Source organism: Desulfovibrio sp. Fe33, assembly GCF_028532725.1.
Taxonomy (GTDB): Bacteria; Desulfobacterota; Desulfovibrionia; order Desulfovibrionales; family Desulfovibrionaceae; genus Pseudodesulfovibrio.
Genome location: NZ_JAQKGU010000005.1, coordinates 103,172 through 117,536, shown reverse-complemented (window position 1 = coordinate 117,536; position 14,365 = coordinate 103,172). Strand labels below are relative to the sequence as shown.

Genomic DNA, 14,365 nt, shown 5'->3' with positions numbered 1-14,365 from the left:
CGAAAAAGCCCCGGCACCATCTGGTGACGGGGCTTTTTCGCGCCCGCAGGGGCTAGCAGTTGCCCTTGATCTCGTCGTCGCCGGCTTGCTGCGCGATCTTGGCCATCTGGGCGCGGATGTAGTTGGCGGCGACATCGCCGAGGTCTTCGCGGCCCGAGGTCTTCATGCCGTGTTCCCGCAAATCGTCGTCGATCTGCTTCTCCATGCGCGCGGATTCCAGAAACATGATGTAGGCGAGCACCAACGCCGCATTGTTGCCGTCGGAGCCGTCGCACAGCAGCTCGATATTGTTCACGTCCACGGTTTCCAGCAGCCGATCGATGAACATGGTGATCCATTTTTCGTAAAGCTCGTGCATGATGGGCGGGATCAGGCTGGCCACCTGTTCGGAGGCGTTGCCTGCCGTGCCGGTAACGGCCAGAAATTCGTTCAGCGCTTCAAGCCGACGGGTCTCGTCCTGTTCTTCGACCTTGCTGATAATGGTGGCGAAAATATGGGCTCGTATCTGTTTTCTGTTCATGCTCATCGGTCCTTGTCTCCACTTGATGATCGGCCTTGCCGCAGATTCCTTCTGTAGCGCAATGCGTCGGTCCGGGCAAGGGGGCGCGGTTCGCTCCATTCCTTTGCTGCGGCTTTTGCTTGCTTTTTCGCAACGAAGAACGGAAACTGTGCCGGTTCCCATTACGTCCCGTCCAACCCGCAAGGATGCTTCGCATGGATTCCCTTCTCGTTACTCTCGCGCCCTTTCTCAAGGTGCTTTTCTCCTTTCTGCTCATGCTTGCGGGAATGCGCCTGCGCATCGGGCTGGGGCTGTCCATCCTTCTGGGCGGTGCGGCCATGGGGCTTCTTTTCGGCATGGGCGTCGCGTCCATTGTCGAGACGGGCGTTCTGGCCCTGGCTCAGGAGAAATTTCTGTTTCTGGCGGCCATTGTCGGCCTCATCCTGATTCTCAGCGACGCCATGGAACGGTCGGGCCAGTCCCGACGGCTCATGGAGGCTTTGTCCGGTTTCCTGACGAGTCCGAGGCTCAGGCTCATCTTTTTCCCCGCGCTCATTGGACTGCTGCCCATGCCCGGCGGGGCGGTCTTTTCCGCGCCCATGATAAAGACCGTGTCCGAGGACATGCGCATCACCAATTCGGATCGGGCCGTGCTCAATTATTGGTTCCGGCACATCTGGGAGCTGGTTTGGCCGCTCTACCCCGGCATCATTCTGACCCTGGCCCTGGCCGACATCCAGATCATCGATCTCATTTCCTACACCTGGCCCGGCACCCCCATCATGCTTTTCGCCGGTTGGATATTCTTCCTGCGGCCCGGCGTGCTCGGGAGCCAGGACCTGGCCATCCCCATGCCCGTCACCTCCCGCAGCAAGTCCGCCGCATTCAGGGAAGGGCTGCCGCTGCTCATCGCCATTGTGGGAGCCATCGGGCTGGAGACCTCCATCGCCGCCTTCGCGCCCGCCATCCCATTCGAGTTCGGCGTGGTCGCCGCCCTGGCCGCGGCGGTGGCTTGCGTCATGGTCCAGAATACGCAGCTCGGGCTGGAGTTCTTCCGGCAGGTGCTGACCAAGAAATCCCTCTGGTCCATGGTTTTCGTCATTACCGCCATCTTCGTCTTCAAGGACATTCTCCAGGCCGCGGGCGTGGTCAGCGAGATGGCCCGCGTGGCGGGCGGCAACGCGGCCCTGTTCGCCTCGGCCGCTTTCCTGCCGTTTCTCGTCGGCATGGTGGCGGGCATCAACGTGGCCTTCGTGGGCGCGACCTTTCCTTTGCTGCTCGGCGTGCTCGCCTCCCTCGGTATGCAGGATCAGACTATTCCCTACATCGTGCTGGCCACATTCTGCGGCTTTACGGGCGTGATGATATCGCCCATTCACATTTGCTTCATTCTCACCTGCGAATACTTCCAGTGCGACCTGGGGCGGACCTGGCGCAAGGTTGTGCCTCCGTGTCTCGTCTTCCTCGCATCGGGAGTGGCTCTTTTCTTTCTCTACATCTGATGACCGCCGGTTCATCTTGCCCGGTGCCGGTATTTTGGGTAAACACCAAACTTCGTCAATGTAGGTACCAGCGCTAACCAATTGTTTTCTTTGGGGGACTGTTCATGAGCCCATACGGCCGAATTTTTACAGAGGATATTTTGCGGACCATTTTCCCGCCCGAGCGGACCGAGGCTTTTTTCGAGGCCCTGTTCGGTGACGCCGAAGAGGGAAGCTACGATATTGCCCTGGCCTATGGCGGAGCCGAGGGACAAGTCCTTAATTTCGAACTCAAGCTCGTCCAGCGGCCCGGCAAGTGTCTGGCCTGCAACCTGACCTATGGTTTGCCTCAGGTCTTTTCCCGGCACCCGGTAATCAACGTCAACGGCATCGCCGATGCCGTGGCGCAAGCCGCAGGCGCTCCGTCCGCCGAATGGCAACTCGGCAATACGCGCGAACTCTCCCGCGAACTTCACGTTATCCCCCTGACCATCACCCTCGCCTGACGCCGGGGCGTTGTCGTAGAAACAAACCGGACCGGGGGGCACTCCCGGTCCGGTTTTTTTGTTGAAGATTCGCCTCCGGCGGCCGGAGGCAAAAAAGAAGGGGCTTTCTGCTGAAAGCCCCTTTGAGTCGTGAATGAGGTAGAGTCCGTCAGCCGTCAGCTCATTTTCTTCTGGGCGAATTTAAGCATTTTGACGGCTTCGGCGAAGTCGGGGTTGATCTGAACGGCTTTGTTGGCGGAGCTGGCCATTTTGGCCCATTTGCGCCAGTCGTAGTAGAGTCGGCCCATGTTGTAGTGCAGGTATTCGTCATCGGAGGCCAGGGTGAGCGCCTTGAGGTAATACTTTTCGGCGGTCTCATAGTCTTGCATCTTTCGCAGGACCATGCCGATGCGGTTGTATAGATGGATGGCGTTGGGGTCGTCCTTGAGCGCGTCATCCAGCATGGAGTACGCTTCCTTGTACCGGCCCGCGTTGAGGTAGCGGTCGGCGATGTCCGCCTTGAGCTCCGAATCTCCGCTGAAGGTGCGGACGAGCTGGTCGAAGACCGAGTTGGCCTTATCCCATTCCTGGGCGTCCAGATGTGCCTGTCCTTTCTCCAATTCGGCCCTTTTCTGGGCGTTGAGGGCCTTCAGGTCGCTTTGAACCTCTTCGTTGAGGGCCTTTTGCAACTCTTGCAGGAGCTCGCGCATGGCGTCGAGCAGCGGGCGTTCCTGGCCCGGCTCGTAGCTGATGACCAGGGGGTATATCTTGCGCAGTTCCTTGTCCGAATTGAGCACGTAGGTAACCCGTTTGAGGATCTCTTCGAATTCGTCGCGCTCGTTTTTCATGACCTGATTCTTGAGAAAGAGGATGAGCCCGTCGTGGACCGCCTGAACAGCGGGCATGTATTTGCCCTGTTTCAGGAGGGTGGAGACGGAGTTCAGCTTCTTGCGAGACTTGATCAGATCAGTGGACATGGTTCGTTCCTGGCGGAGGTTGTGGGGCTACAGCCCGGTTCTTTCCCTGACCATATCACGAAACCTCGGGAAGAAATAGCGGCTGTCGTGAGGACCCGGCCCTGCCTCAGGGTGGTGCTGGATGGCCAGGATGGGCTTTTCCTTGTGCCGGAATCCCTCAAGAGTGTTGTCGTTGAGGTTTACGTGGGTCTTTTCCAGGAAATCCAGGCCTTCCACATCCACGCAGAACCCGTGGTTCTGGGAGGATATTTCGATCTTCTCGGTTTGCAGATCCATGACCGGATGGTTGCAGCCGTGGTGGCCGAACTTGAGCTTGAAGGTCGTTCCGCCCATGGCGAGGCCGAGAATCTGGTGGCCGAGGCAGATGCCCGCCACGGGCAGGTCCTCGCAGAGGTCCTTGGCGGCTTCGACTGCGGTGGTGACGGCGGCCGGGTCGCCGGGGCCGTTGGATAGGAACACTGCGTCCGGGCCGAGTTCGCGCACCTGGGCGGCGGTGAAATGGGAGGGCAGGACGATCATGTCGAAGCCCTGTTCCTCGATGAGGCGCAGGATGTTCCACTTGATGCCGAAGTCGTACACGGCGAGCTTGGGCCCGGTGCCTTTCCAGGCGAAATCTTTCAATTCATCGATGAAGACGGGCTTTTTGCCGTCCCATGTGTAGGGCTTTTCGCAGGACACGCGGTCAGCCAGATTGAGGCCTTCCATCTTTTCGATGGACCGGGCTTTCTCGACCAGCTCCGCGGGATCGGCGTCGCCGGTGGCAATGTAGCCGCGCTGTGCGCCGTTCATGCGCAGGTGGCGGGTCAGGGCGCGGGTGTCGATGCCTTCGATGCCCATGACTCCGGCCTGGGTCAGGTACTCGGGCAGGGACATGGAGGAACGCCAGTTGCTGGGCTTCTTGCAGCATTCCTTGACGATGAAGCCCGCCGCCTGGACCTTGTGCGATTCGACGTCCTCGGGATTGACGCCGTAGTTGCCGATGAGCGGATAGGTCATGGTGACCATCTGCCCGGTGTAGGACGGATCGGTCAGGATTTCCTGGTAGCCGGTCATGCCGGTGTTGAAGATGACCTCACCGGAGGCTTCGCCCTGCCCGGTGAAACTCGTTCCCTTGAAAATCGTGCCGTCTTCGAGGGCAAGGATCGCTTTCATCAATGATTCTCCAGAATGGTCTTGACCTTGACGAGGTCTTCGGGCCTGTCCACCCCGTGGCAGGTGTGCCGCGTCTCGGTTACGTAAATATCGATGCCGTCCTCAAGAAGACGGAGTTGCTCCAGTTTTTCCCGGAGCTCCAGCGGACTCGGGTCCAGGCTGCCGAACCGCTCCAACGCTTCCATGCGGAAGGCGTAGAGGCCGATGTGCAGCAAAAAGCCATGCAGCTTTTCGTCACGGTCGAAGGGTACCAGCGAACGCGAGAAATAGAGCGCGCGTCCGTCCCGGGCGCGGACCACCTTGACCCGATCGGGCGAGGCCGCCTCGTCCGGGCCTATGGATGTGGCCAGCGTGGCCACCCGCACCCGGCGGTTTGAGAAGGGCCGTACCAATTCGGTGAGCATGTCCGGCTCCAGGCATGGCTCGTCACCTTGGATGTTAACCACTACCGCGTCGGAGTCAATGGACAGGGTCCTGGCCGCTTCGAGGACGCGGTCCGTACCGCTGCTGTGGTCCGAGCGGGTCATGACCACGGGTACGCCGAGTTCCCGGGCGGCTGCGTGGATGCGCTCGTCATCCGTCGCCAGGGTGACGCTGGTCATCTGGGGACAGGCCGAAGCCCGAGAGTAGACGTGCCAGAACATGGGCTTGCCGTCGATCTCGACCAGCGGCTTGCCCGGGAACCGCGAGGACTCGAACCTTGCGGGGATGATGCCGTGACATTCGGGGAATTCGCTCATTGCTGCTGCGCTGCGTATTTAATCGTTATTGAGGAAATCGGCAACCTGTTTAGCGACCGCTTCCGCGCCGCCCCGGCGATCCCGGATATATTGCCCGGCGGCCGCGGTCACTTTTTCGCGAGGCGGCGTTTCTTCCAGAATCTTTTTCAGCGATTCCAGGGCTTCCCGCCAATCGGCCGCCTCCACCGCCAGGCCGGAATCGATGATCTCGCGGCCCATCCAGGAGAAATTTTTCCAATGAGGACCCGTCACCGGAGTCACGCCGCTGGTCAGGGGCTCGAGAAAATTCTGCCCGCCGAGCGGGGCCAGGGAGCCGCCCACAAAGGCCGCTTTGGCGAGTCCATAGGCCGGAACCAGCTCGCCGAAGGTGTCCCAAAGAATCACGGTGCCGGGTTTCGCCGTTCCGGTCAGGCGGGAGCGCAGGACCCAGTTGAGTCCGGCTCCGTCGATGGCTGCGCGCCACAGGTCCAGGTGGTGCATGTGGCGGGGGAACAGGCCGAGCACCGTGCCCGGACGGGCGGACAGGAGTCCGGCAGCCAGACGGGTGACGGCGTCCAGTTCCTCGCGGCGGACCGAGCCGAATATGACGAAGTCGTCTTCGGCGGCGACAATGTCCTTGAGGGGATTGCTCGCGCGGGTCATGGGGCCGGCGTCGCCCATGCGGTCGAATTTGATGTTGGGCATGACCTCTACCCGGTCGCGGCCGAACAGGGTCCCGAAGCGTCGGGCGTCGGTTTCGGATACGGCCATGATCCGTTCCGGCGCGAGTTCGCGGAACAGGGCGGGCCAGCTCATGTATCCGGCCAGGGACTTGGTGGTCATGCGGCCGTTGGCCAGAAGCACGGGAACGCCGCCGGTCTTGCAGGCGGACAGAAAGCCCGGCCAAATCTCGGTTTCGAGAATGACGGCCAATTCCGGGCGCACCCGGTCGACCATGCGGCGCATGAGGCCCGGATCGTCGAAGGGGAAATACCAGGGCTGCACCGCGAGGCCGGACTTGCGGCCGTTGATCTCGTCCGCCGCCCGGGCCAGGGTCTGGTGCCCTTGGAGGGTATTGGTGGTCACGAGCACGCGCAGGGATGCGGATGCGGGCGGCCTCAGATGCTTGAGAATCTCCCAGGCAAGGTACGCCTCGCCTCCGCTGGCGGCTTGTATCCACAGGTGGGCCGGTGCGGGCAGGCCGCCGTCCAGGGTGCGCTGCTCCCAGCCGTCCTTGAGCCGTCCGTTGAACCTGAGCAGGGGCAGGACGGCCTTCCAGGCCAACCCGTAGGCCCGCAGGCCCATGTTCACGCCGGTTTTTCCCATTTAGCCCCTGCCTTGGAGTCCGAGCCGGATAAGCTCGCCTATCAGTTCGGTGAACGAGTAGCCCACGTGGGCCGCTGCCCTGGGCAGCAGGCTGGTGGGAGTCATGCCGGGCAGGGTGTTGACTTCGAGCAGATAGGTATCCCCATCGGCGGTGGCGATGAAGTCGCCTCGGCTGTAGCCTCTCAGGCCCAGCGCCGAATGCGCGACGAGCATCTGGTCCTGAATGGACTTGGACAGCGCCTCGTCCACGGGAGCCGGACAGATTTCCTCGGCCCCGTCGGCCGCGTACTTGTTTTCGTAGTCGAAGAAGTCGGAACCGTCCCTGGGGGTAATCATGATGAGGGGCAGGGCCTTTTCTCCGAGAATGCCGCAGGTCAGCTCGACGCCGTGGATATAGGTTTCCACCAGCGCGGACTGGCACATGGCGAATACCTTGTCCAATGCCGCCGGGAATTCCTCGGCCGTGCGGACCAGGGACATGCCCAGGGACGAGCCGCCCTTGTCGGGCTTGACGAATACGGGCAGGGGGAGTTTCAGCGGAGTCTCCCGTCCCTGCGTGGGGGTGACGAGCTGCCAGTCCGGTGTCTTGATGCCGTTGGCCTCGAAGACTTCCTTGGCGGCGGCCTTGTTCAAGGCAAGGTAGGAACCGGCGGGACCGGCGCCCTGATAGGGGCAGTCCGCCTTGTCCAGGACGGCCTGGATGAGGCCGTCCTCGCCCGGTTCGCCGTGCAGGTTGATAAAGGCGAAATCAGCGTCTTTGGCTATGTTGAGCAGGTTTCTGAAGTCGTCGGCCGGGTCGAAAAACGTCACTTCATGGCCGAGTTCATCCAGCGCGGTCCGAATCTTCTTTGCTCCGACCAGGGAAACATCCCGTTCGTCAGACCAGCCGCCCGCTATCAAAATCACATGCATTGAGGTCCACCTCGAGTGTGTCGCATATCAGTTGTTCCAATTCCAGGGCCTGCCGCTTGGTTTCGTTTATGCGGTCCTGGAGGTTCATCGGGATTCCGTATCGGATGATCAGGTCCTTGAAGCGGTCTTCGATGGACACCAGCTCGTTGTGGTTCACCCGCTTGTCCGCGTAAAGCACGGCCAGGGGCGTGAAGTAGCGCGCAAGATCCATGTCGAAGGGCCAATAGACGTGATGGCTCACTCCGCAGGCGATGACCGGATTCCCGGTCAGTTCGGCCACCCAGGCCCCGCCGAGCTGGCTGTGATTGCCGCCGTGGCGGATGCAGTATGTCTTGGCCAGGTCGTGGAGCAGGGCCGATGCGCGCACCGTAGGAACGTGCACGTCCATGCCCTTTTCGACGGCCCGTTCGGCGATGCAGGTGGCGACGGCCGCAACCATGCGGCTGTGCTCGGCCACGTTGTCGAGCATGGCGAATTCCTCCCAGTACCGGAAGCACTGCGCGTCGTCCGGGACGAATTGTCCCGGGGCGTGCACGGCGGGCGGCGGCGGGGGAAGGGGCGATCTATACCGACCGGCGGGTCGGAAAGTGTTTTCTTTGGCAGACATGGCATGCGTGCGCGGAGCGCGTCGGGTTGGCCGGGATGCACCAGCGCATCCGATGTCTTCAATCTATCAGCACGGCCGGAAAAAATAAAGCTGGCGGGTACGGGAAAAAACGGACGGCTCACTCCCAGGCTATTCTTTTTCCAGGATTCCAAGGGAAATGCGCGCCATGTAACGGAGTCCTCAGCACGACTTTCCCGGCTGGGCGGGAGAATCCCCGATCGCCGGGCGACAGGAGGTTCCCGTCCCGGAGGGAGAATCCGCATTCCGAAAATTGAGTCGATTTTCATCTATCGTAACCACCGGCCGAATCTCCCGGTTTTTCATTTGCCCATATCTTTCAGAGAGTATATGACTGTCGCTAACCTAAAGAAACCGGTTCATCATTCAGCCTAAAGGATTATGCTTTGAGCTTCGAATTACTTGAAAAATTTCGTGATCCTGACCTGTGCCGGAAAATCCTCGACAAGATGGAATCCGAGCTGGACCGGGAGCTGCGCTTCATGGAGGTTTGCGGCACCCACACTGTAGCCATTTTCCAAAGCGGACTGCGTTCCCTCCTGCCGAAAAAGGTGGTGCATCTGAGCGGCCCGGGCTGCCCGGTCTGCGTCACCCACGAGTCCGAGGTGAACGCCTTCCTTGATCTGGCCGGACGCGACAAGGTCATCATCGCCACCTTCGGCGATCTCATGCGCGTGCCCGGCGACAAGGGCCGCAACCTCAAGAAGGCCATGGCCGACGGCGCGCGGGTTAAGGTCGTCTATTCGCCCTTCGACACCCTCAAGCTGGCCAAGGAGAATCCGGACAGCCTGGTGGTCTTCATCGGCGTGGGCTTCGAAACCACGGCGCCGACCATCGCCGGAACCATGAAGATGGCCCGCCAGCAGGGCATCGGCAATCTGCGGATTCTCTGTTTTCACAAGACCGTGCCCACCGCCCTTGACGCGCTCCTTTCCGACGAGGCCATCAACATCGACGGCTTCATCCTGCCTGGCCACGTCTCGGCCATCATCGGTGTGGAACCCTATCGGTTCATCGCCCGCGATTACGCCAAATCCGCCGTGGTCACCGGGTTCGAGCCCCTGGACATCCTCCAGTCCCTGAACCAGATGATCGAGTGGCGAAACAAGGGCGAGGCGCATGTGTCCAACAACTACACGCGCATCGTCGGCGAGAACGGCAATCCCAAGGCCCTGGAGATCATGTATGAGGTGTTCGAACCCTGCGACGCCCTCTGGCGCGGCCTCGGCCTGATCCCCGGTTCCGGCCTTGAAATACGCTCCGAGTGGGAGCAGTTCGACGCCAAGAAGGAATTCGGCATCGAAATCAAGGAAAGTCCGTCCTTGCCCGGCTGCAAGTGCGGTGACATTCTCAAGGGCGTCAAACAGCCCGATCAATGTCCTCTTTTCGGCAAGGCTTGCACTCCGGCCGATCCGGTCGGCCCGTGCATGGTCTCCACCGAGGGCAGTTGTGCGGCATACTACAAATACAAACTGGATTAGACATGTCTGACAAGGTGTTACTCGATTACGGCAGCGGCGGGCGCGCTTCCCAGCGCCTCATCTCCGAACTCTTTCTCAAGCACCTGGGCAACGACGAACTCGACCGTCTCAATGATGCGGCCGTGCTTTCCCTGTCCGGCAAGGTGGCCATGTCCACTGATTCCTTCACGGTCGACCCGATCTTCTTTCCCGGCGGCGACATAGGTTCGCTCGCCGTGCACGGCACGGTCAACGATGTGGCCATGATGGGCGCGGTCCCGCGTTACATCACCTGCGGCTACATCATCGAGGAAGGCCTGCCCATGGCCGACCTGGAGAGGATCGTGGCCTCCATGGGCGAGGCCGCCCGCAAGGCCGGGGTCAAGGTCGTCACCGGCGACACCAAGGTCGTTCCCAAGGGAGCTTGCGACAAGATATTCATCAACACCACCGGCATCGGCGATGTCATCGCCGACCCTGTTCCCAGTGGAGACGCCGCCCGTCCCGGCGATGCCGTGCTTGTCTCCGGGACCATTGGCGATCATGGGCTGACCGTGCTCGGCACCCGCGAGGGACTCGATTTCGAGGCCAAGGTGCAGTCCGATTCCGCCGCGCTTAACCATCTTTTGGTCAAGCTCGTCAGCGAACTGCCCGAGGTGCACGTCCTGCGTGATCCCACCCGCGGCGGCCTGGCCACTACCCTCAACGAGATCACCAAAAGCTCCAACGTGTGCTGCGAATTGATCGAAAACGATATCCCGGTGCGGCCCGAGGTCAAGGGCGGTTGTTCCATTCTCGGCCTCGATCCCCTTTATTTGGCGAACGAGGGCAAGTTCCTTTGCGTCCTGCCCGAAGAGTACGCCGAAAAGGCCTTGGAAATCATGCGCGCCGACCCCCTGGGCCGGGACGCCCGCCGTATCGGGTCCATGACCGACGCCAACCCCGGCAAAGTCGTGCTCGTCACTCCCCTCGGTGGGAAGCGGCTCCTCGGCATGTTGGAAGGCGAACAACTCCCCCGCATCTGTTAGGCGCTGACGCCCGCAGAATAAACAAAGAGGCCCGGCATCAGCCGGGCCTTTTTGTTTGTTCTGCCTCCGACAGCCAGGAGGAAAGGGGAGCGAGGGCACCCTTTGCAAAGGAAATTACCCCTTCAACTCCCTGAAGACGAAAATCAAGCATTGAAAGCCGCTTCGCGGAAAGAGCCGGATGATTTCGCCTTCCGCGGGCAAGGGTTCCTTTGCATCCCCTGTATGCGCCTTTCGGCGTGGATTTTTCCTTGCTCCACGGCGTCCTGCCGTGAAAGCGGGGAGTTGCCATAAGGGTCCACTTTGTAAAAAAAAGAAGGAAAAATGATCGCGCTCACTCCCCCGCGAAGCGGCGCCAAAAAGTTTGGAAGGGGGAGTCCAGAGGGGGAAACTTTTTCAAAAGTTTCCTCCTCTGGCCGCCGGAGGCTCTTCAAAAACAAGAAAAAGGAGCCCGGCAAACCGAACCCCTTTGTCTTGGAAGTTTATATCAGGCTTGGCCGCTTATCTGCTCCGCGTCTTGCGGTCCTCGATGAGCGCGGCTGCGCGCCGGGCGAGCTGGGTGATTTCGGGTTTCGAGATTTGGTCGTCCGCGCCTACGGTTTCACCTCGGTGGCGGAGCTTGTCGGTGATGAGCGATGAGAAGAGAATGACCGGCAGGCTGCGCAGGACCGGGTCCTCCTTGACGCGCCTGCACAGATGGTGGCCGTCCATCATGGGCATTTCGATGTCCGAGACCAGGACCTGGACATAATCAGTGATGGGCCGGTCCTCTTCCAGGGCGCGTTTCTTGATTTCCAGCAGCCGGTCCCAGCATTCCCGGCCGTTGGTGGTTTTTTCCACCTGAAATCCGGCCTGGCCGAGCATGTCGCGGATCATTTCGCGGATGAGCGGGGAATCGTCGGCGATGAGGGCTTTGTATCCGGAGAAGCCGTCGAGGACGAAGTTGTCGTCGAACCGGAGGCGCATGGCCGGGTTGAGCTCCGAGACGATGCGTTCCAGGTCGAGGATGAAGACGATGCGGTCTTCGAATTTGACCACGCCGGTGATGGAGTCCGAGGACAGGGCGGACACGTATTTGTTGGGCGCTTCCACATCCTCCCAGGAGATGCGGTGGATGCGGGTCACGCCTGAGACCATGAAGGCCGAAGTGACTTGGTTGAATTCGGTGACGATGACCTTGGGCGGCTCGTTTTCCACCCGTTTTTTCTTGAGCCAGATGGACAGATCGAGCAGGGGGATGATCCGTGAGCGGAGGTTGAAGGCGCCGAGCACGGACGAGTGGGAAACCTCGGGCATCTCCGTGACCTTGGGCATCCGGATGATCTCCAGCACCTTGGCCACGTTGACGCCGTAGTATCCTTTGCGGCTGGGTTTGTGCCCGTTTCCGTTCGCCTGGTCTTCCTGGTTGGCCTCGGTTTCGGCGGATTCCTTGGGTTCCTCTTCAAGGTAGAATTCGACGATTTCCAGCTCGTTGGTGCCCGCTTCGAGCAGAATGTCAGTGGACTGGGTGGCCATGATGATATCGTTTCCTTGTCAAGGGTATGAAATGATTAAGGCAACAGAAGTGTGTGTAAACGCTATCGGCAAATTTCGTCAACAGGGGGCCAGTCGGTTTCGGGGTCGGCCGGTTCCAGGTCCCGGATGACCTCGGCCGCCCGTTCCAGATCTTCCCAGGTCTCGCATTGGAGCAGGGAGGCGCGCAGGGACCGGATTCCCCGGAGCCCCTTGGCGTAGCGGGGAACGATGGAGCGGATTTTGCGGAAGGAGCGCGTGTCGCCTTCGAAGAGCCGGGTCAGGCGAATGTGTTCGCAGACGATGTCCGCCAGAAACGCGCCGTCGCGCACGGGCAGGGGGGAGCCGGCGCGGATGGCGGCGTAGCGGGCGAAGATGGAGGGATCGAAGAGGGCTCCCCGGGCGAACATGATGGCGTCGATGCCGGTTTCTTTAATGCAGCGCGCGCCTTCTTCGGCGGAGAACAGATCGCCGGACCCGATGACCGGGATGGAGACGGCCTTTTTGAGCTCGGCCAGTTTTGCCCAGTTGGCCTGGCCTGCGAACATTTGTTTGCCGTAGCGCGGGTGGAGCGTGACCCAGTCGACGCCGACGTCTTCAAGTCTGCGGGCAAGGTCGAGGAAGACTTCCTCGCCTTTGTTGAAGCCCAGGCGGAACTTGACGCCCACGCGGCCGCCCTCGGGGTGCTCGGCGGCCTTGGCCACCATGATGGAGGCCAATTCGACCAGTTTGTCGAGATCCTCCATGAGTTGCACGCCGGAGCCGGACTTGAGGACCTTGCGCACCGGGCAGCCCGCGTTGAGGTCGAAATTGCGGTATCCCATGCCGATTAGTTTTTCCATGACCGGGGGGAAATACTGCGCCTCGGAGCCGAAGAGCTGGAGGACCATGGGGTCGTCTTCGGGACAGGTGGCGATAAGACGCCGTGTGCCGGAGTTCTTGAAGGCCATGCCTTTGACGGAGACCATTTCGGAACAGGCCACGGCACATCCGTATTTGCGCACGAGCATACGGAAGGGCAGATCGGAGTAGCCCGCAAGGGGGGCCAGCCACGGGGAGTCGGGGGTGATGGAAAAGCGGTTCATGACGGGATGCAAATACGGGTTGGATGTGCCCGAGTCAAAGGAAAAGGGACTTGCGCCGGGATAACTCAATAATAGCGTTCGTAGAGCTCCTGGAACCGGCCGGAGCTGATCAGGGCGTTCAGGGCTGCTTGCCACTTGCGGACGGTGGTGTCGTCGATATCCGGTGAAAAGGCGATGTACCCCGCGGACTGGAGCAGCGGTTCGGACACGCGGCTAATGTCGGAGGCAGGGAGTTTCGTTTGCCGGAGTTTGCGCAGCAGCGTCTCTTCGGAAGAGACGGCCAGTGTGACGGCCCCCTCTTTGAGCATGGCGAAGCATTGAAGATAGGTGCGTGCTGGAACGATGTTCGTGAAGCCGAGTTCCAGCAGGGTGGCGTGGTGCTGGCTTCCGTCCACGGTGCAGATGCCCGGGACCTGTTTGGCCTCGGCGAGCCCGCCGATGGGACCGCTGCTGCGGAGGCCGTACAGGTAGTCGATTTCCCGTTGGAGAGGACCTACCCATTTGAACCGCGCTTCGCGCTGTGGCGTCCGGTAGACGTTGAAGAATACGGTGTCCGGCCGGGAGGAGAGGGCCTGCATTCCCTGGGCGAAGGACACCTCCCGGATGCGGCCCTTGTTGCCTATGGCGAGCATGATCTCCCGGACCACTTCAAGGTTGAACGCGCGTTTGCCCGAGTGCTCTATGCCGCGAAGTTCCCAGTTCTCCTGGTCCACGTAGGCTTGCCCGGCCAGGTCGTGAGTCATCACGACAAGGTTGGCGCTTTGCGCTGGGCAGGGAACAAGCACAGCTAATGCTATGAGGAGGAGGGCTGCTAATCTCATGGTCGCGTCGCGGGTTGTGAGTTGTCTACAGGCTAATATACTATACCATTTGCATTCGTAGGGCTATTAGTAAACACGAATATGGGCGCTGGCGGTGGCTGGAAGGGGATCGAAACGGGCTCGTTCAGAAAGAATTTGAAAAAAAAGCAACCACAGGGTTGACAAACTACCGCTTTTCTAATTAAACCGGCCCGTCTTCGAGCGGAAGACGACGCTTCCCGGACAGCGGGAAAAAAGGTCGTTGAAAACTCTTGATTTTTGACATGGCGGCGTATATAGACTTCGT

The 14,365-nt window shown here is 60.6% G+C and carries 14 protein-coding genes; 4 read left to right on the top strand and 10 right to left on the bottom strand.

The window, feature by feature from the left end:
- Positions 1-52: 52 nt before the first annotated feature.
- Complete coding sequence (locus PSN43_RS08790; RefSeq protein WP_272700346.1) at positions 53-526, bottom strand: hypothetical protein; 474 nt, start codon at positions 524-526, stop codon at positions 53-55.
- Between the two features lie 188 nt (positions 527-714).
- Between PSN43_RS08790 and PSN43_RS08785 the strand changes: the two genes are divergently transcribed.
- The gene (locus PSN43_RS08785) at positions 715-2,001 is read left to right on the top strand and encodes a DUF401 family protein (RefSeq protein WP_272700345.1); all 1,287 of its coding nucleotides are present in this window, start codon (positions 715-717) and stop codon (positions 1,999-2,001) included.
- A gap of 104 nt (positions 2,002-2,105) precedes the next feature.
- Complete coding sequence (locus tag PSN43_RS08780; RefSeq protein WP_272700344.1) at positions 2,106-2,486, top strand: pancreas/duodenum homeobox protein 1; 381 nt, start codon at positions 2,106-2,108, stop codon at positions 2,484-2,486.
- Positions 2,487-2,641: 155 nt separating this feature from the next.
- Here PSN43_RS08780 and PSN43_RS08775 read toward each other — a convergent pair whose 3' ends face one another.
- From PSN43_RS08775 to PSN43_RS08750, 6 genes are read right to left on the bottom strand one after another with little or no spacing between them, the layout of a single operon-like run.
- The gene (locus tag PSN43_RS08775; protein ID WP_272700343.1) at positions 2,642-3,442 is read right to left on the bottom strand and encodes a tetratricopeptide repeat protein; all 801 of its coding nucleotides are present in this window, start codon (positions 3,440-3,442) and stop codon (positions 2,642-2,644) included.
- A gap of 27 nt (positions 3,443-3,469) precedes the next feature.
- Positions 3,470-4,594, bottom strand: coding sequence for a glutamine-hydrolyzing carbamoyl-phosphate synthase small subunit (gene carA / locus PSN43_RS08770; RefSeq protein ID WP_272700342.1), 1,125 nt, complete (start codon positions 4,592-4,594; stop codon positions 3,470-3,472).
- Positions 4,594-5,334 (bottom strand): 3-deoxy-manno-octulosonate cytidylyltransferase, encoded by a 741-nt coding sequence (kdsB, locus tag PSN43_RS08765; RefSeq protein ID WP_272700341.1) that lies wholly within the window; start codon positions 5,332-5,334, stop codon positions 4,594-4,596. The genes carA and kdsB overlap by 1 nt, the downstream gene beginning before the upstream one ends.
- An 18-nt stretch (positions 5,335-5,352) precedes the next feature.
- Positions 5,353-6,639: a 3-deoxy-D-manno-octulosonic acid transferase gene (locus PSN43_RS08760; protein ID WP_272700340.1), complete on the bottom strand. Its 1,287-nt coding sequence runs from the start codon at positions 6,637-6,639 to the stop codon at positions 5,353-5,355.
- The gene (locus PSN43_RS08755) at positions 6,640-7,551 is read right to left on the bottom strand and encodes a D-alanine--D-alanine ligase family protein (RefSeq protein ID WP_272700339.1); all 912 of its coding nucleotides are present in this window, start codon (positions 7,549-7,551) and stop codon (positions 6,640-6,642) included.
- Complete coding sequence (locus PSN43_RS08750) at positions 7,517-8,158, bottom strand: HD domain-containing protein (protein ID WP_442874868.1); 642 nt, start codon at positions 8,156-8,158, stop codon at positions 7,517-7,519. Before PSN43_RS08750 ends, PSN43_RS08755 begins: the two co-directional genes overlap by 35 nt.
- Before the next feature lie 404 nt (positions 8,159-8,562).
- Here PSN43_RS08750 and hypD point away from each other — a divergent pair, with 404 nt between their 5' ends.
- Positions 8,563-9,657 carry a hydrogenase formation protein HypD gene (gene hypD / locus PSN43_RS08745; protein WP_272700337.1) on the top strand — a complete coding sequence of 365 codons (1,095 nt, stop codon included), beginning with the start codon at positions 8,563-8,565 and terminating at the stop codon, positions 9,655-9,657.
- A gap of 2 nt (positions 9,658-9,659) precedes the next feature.
- Entirely contained in the window at positions 9,660-10,664 is a 1,005-nt protein-coding gene (gene hypE / locus PSN43_RS08740) for a hydrogenase expression/formation protein HypE (RefSeq protein ID WP_272700336.1), read from the top strand.
- A gap of 498 nt (positions 10,665-11,162) precedes the next feature.
- On the opposite strand, the gene PSN43_RS08735 is transcribed toward hypE, so the two are convergent.
- From PSN43_RS08735 to PSN43_RS08725, 3 genes are all read right to left on the bottom strand, one after another.
- Complete coding sequence (locus tag PSN43_RS08735) at positions 11,163-12,176, bottom strand: chemotaxis protein (RefSeq protein ID WP_272700335.1); 1,014 nt, start codon at positions 12,174-12,176, stop codon at positions 11,163-11,165.
- A gap of 62 nt (positions 12,177-12,238) precedes the next feature.
- The gene (locus PSN43_RS08730) at positions 12,239-13,258 is read right to left on the bottom strand and encodes a tRNA dihydrouridine synthase (protein ID WP_272700334.1); all 1,020 of its coding nucleotides are present in this window, start codon (positions 13,256-13,258) and stop codon (positions 12,239-12,241) included.
- A 65-nt stretch (positions 13,259-13,323) separates the two neighbouring features.
- The gene (locus PSN43_RS08725; protein ID WP_272700333.1) at positions 13,324-14,001 is read right to left on the bottom strand and encodes a substrate-binding periplasmic protein; all 678 of its coding nucleotides are present in this window, start codon (positions 13,999-14,001) and stop codon (positions 13,324-13,326) included.
- Positions 14,002-14,365 lie beyond the last annotated feature (364 nt).